Annotated in this window: 2 protein-coding genes and 3 tRNA genes; all 5 read right to left on the bottom strand. The window is 44.5% G+C overall.

The genetic code is table 11. The features are described 5' to 3' along the window. Positions 1 to 99 precede the first annotated feature (99 nt). Positions 100 to 1,887 (bottom strand): sodium-extruding oxaloacetate decarboxylase subunit alpha, encoded by a 1,788-nt coding sequence (gene oadA / locus A3757_RS14265; RefSeq protein WP_068507867.1) that lies wholly within the window; start codon positions 1,885 to 1,887, stop codon positions 100 to 102. 43 nt (positions 1,888 to 1,930) lie between these two features. Then, entirely contained in the window at positions 1,931 to 2,173 is a 243-nt protein-coding gene (locus A3757_RS14260) for an OadG family protein (protein ID WP_068507869.1), read from the bottom strand. 204 nt (positions 2,174 to 2,377) lie between these two features. Next, positions 2,378 to 2,454 (bottom strand) — tRNA-Arg (locus tag A3757_RS14255). A gap of 29 nt (positions 2,455 to 2,483) precedes the next feature. Beyond that, positions 2,484 to 2,560, bottom strand: a tRNA-Arg gene (locus A3757_RS14250). 30 nt (positions 2,561 to 2,590) lie between these two features. Then, a tRNA-Ser gene (locus tag A3757_RS14245) sits at positions 2,591 to 2,680 on the bottom strand. Between the last annotated feature and the right edge of the window lie 58 nt (positions 2,681 to 2,738).

Raw genomic sequence — 2,738 nt, 5'->3', positions numbered from 1 at the left:
CCGAGACAAATAACGATCATCGAGAACTGGCCGATAGAGATATTATAAAGACCACTACCGGTCCATAAATTAAGTATATTTTCCATTGTCAGACTACCCTTATAAGGTCATCAAAGTATCGCCAACGGCAACTGAGTCGCCAACAGAGACACTAATCGTTCCAACAGTACCCGCTCGTGGTGCACGTACTTCTGTTTCCATCTTCATTGCTTCAAGAATCAACAGCAAGTCACCCTCTTGAACAACTTGACCAGGCGTTGCAACAACCTTAAAGATGTTACCTGCTAACGGAGCTGGAACCGGATCACCACCACCCGCAGGAGCAGCCGCTGCTGGCGCACCACCAGAAGCCTGTAAAGGAGCACCACCAGTAACTGGAACCATACCTGTGATATCACCGCCTTCCTCAACTTCAACAACGTAAGACTGACCGCTAACGTTAATGGTATAAACTTCCTTACCACCCTTAGCTGCCGCTTTTACGTCATCTTCACTTGGAACCGGCTCAAATGCATCTGCATTGTCACGATTCTCTAGGAACTTAAGACCAATCTGAGGGAACAGAGCATAAGTCAGAACATCATCGACCGTCTCATCAGCAAGCTTGATACCTTTTTCGCCAGCAAGTTTCTTAACTTCCTCAGTCAACTTGTCCATTTCTGGCTCAAGCAAGTCTCCTGGTCGGCAAGTAATTGCTTCACCACCATCTAAAACGCGATCCTGTAGCTCTTTATTATAAGGAGCTGGAGCCGCACCGTATTCACCTTTAAGAATACCCGCAGTCTCTTTAGAGATTGATTTATAGCGCTCGCCAGTCAATACGTTCAGAACCGCTTGGGTTCCAACAATCTGAGAAGTAGGTGTTACAAGAGGAATATGACCAAGATCTTCACGAACACGTGGAATTTCTTCTAGCACTGCATCAAATTTGTCTGCAGCACCCTGCTCTTTCAACTGGTTTTCCATGTTGGTCAACATGCCACCAGGAACCTGGGCAATCAGAATTCGCGAATCAGTACCACGCAATGAACCTTCGAACTTAGCGTACTTCTTACGAACCTTACGGAAGTAAGCAGCAATCTCTTCAAGAAGCTTCATGTCCAAGCCAGTATCACGACCAGTACCTGCCAATGCCGCAACCACACTTTCAGTCGCAGTATGGCCGTATGTCATTGCCATTGAAGAAATAGCCGTGTCAACACGGTCAATACCTGCTTCAACCGCTTTAAGAATTGTCATATCTGACAAGCCAGAAGTCGCGTGTGCATGTAATTGAACTTCTAGATCAGTCTGAGCTTTCAAACGCCCAACCAACTCAGAAGCAGCATAAGGCGTTAATGTACCGGCCATATCTTTAATAGCGATAGAATCTGCACCCAAGTCTTCAATCTGCTTCGCTAAGCTAACCCAGCTTTCCAAAGTATGTACAGGACTTGTTGTATAGGAAAGCGTTGCCTGAGCATGACCGCCGTTTGCTTTAACAGCTTTAAGCGCACGATCCAGGTTGCGAGGGTCGTTCATCGCGTCAAAAACACGGAATACCTCAACACCATTTTTTACAGCACGCTCTACGAACTTATCAACAACGTCATCAGCATAATGTCTATAACCTAACAGATTTTGACCTCGCAACAACATTTGCTGCGGAGTATTAGGCATGACTTTCTTCAATTCTCTGATACGATCCCATGGATCTTCACCAATAAATCGAATACAGGAGTCAAATGTAGCGCCACCCCAAGATTCAAGTGACCAATAGCCTACCTGATCTAGCTTTTCAGCAATTGGCAGCATATCGTCAATTCGCATACGCGTTGCTAATAAAGATTGATGTGCATCACGAAGTACGACATCAGTGATTCCGAGTTTTTTGTTCGAATCCGTCATTTTCTATCAAGCCTTCTGTTAAAGGTTCAAATTTTATTCACGCTCACTTCTTGTGGTCTGAGCGATATTTGTCTACTGCAGCAGAGAGTACTGCTAACAGTTGCGCATCATTAGATGCTTGAGTTACTGGCGATGCAGCTGGAGCTTTAGGCTCAGGTGCTGGCGCATATTTCAAAATCATTTTTGACATGAACGATGTAGCAAAAACTAAGATCGTCAAAAATACAAAAACGAATCCCATACCCACCAACATCAAGTTTATTGCTTCAGACATTAAATCAGTCATATTCTGACTACCTAATCAATTTGTTGTTGATAACAAGGAAATTATCCTAAAAACCACCCAAATGTAACACATGTTACTAGGCGAGCGTAATGTACCTTTTCTAGCGTTTGTAGGCAATACGATTTAATACAATTTTTAACTGTATAGTAGGGATATTAAATTAACAGAAGCGTTAAATAAGATAGGTTTAAAGGAGAAATAATATGGCACGGCTGGCAGGATTCGAACCTGCGACCAACTGGTTCGAAGCCAGTTACTCTATCCAGCTGAGCTACAGCCGCATTAGATGCTGATCAAGAATGTTTTAAAGTGGCGCGGCTGGGAGGATTCGAACCTCCGACCGCCTGGTTCGTAGCCAGGTACTCTATCCAGCTGAGCTACAGCCGCTAAACTTTAAAACTGCCATCCTAATTTAAATGGCGGAGAGAGAGGGATTCGAACCCTCGATGAGTGTTACCCCATACGCCCTTAGCAGGGGCGCGCCTTCAGCCTCTCGGCCATCTCTCCTCAAGACGCGGCGTATATTAACACATTTATTTTAAATGCCAACACCGCATTGAATTAT

This window comes from Oleiphilus sp. HI0117 (assembly GCF_001635235.1).
This window is presented reverse-complemented; position numbering and strand designations above follow the sequence as displayed.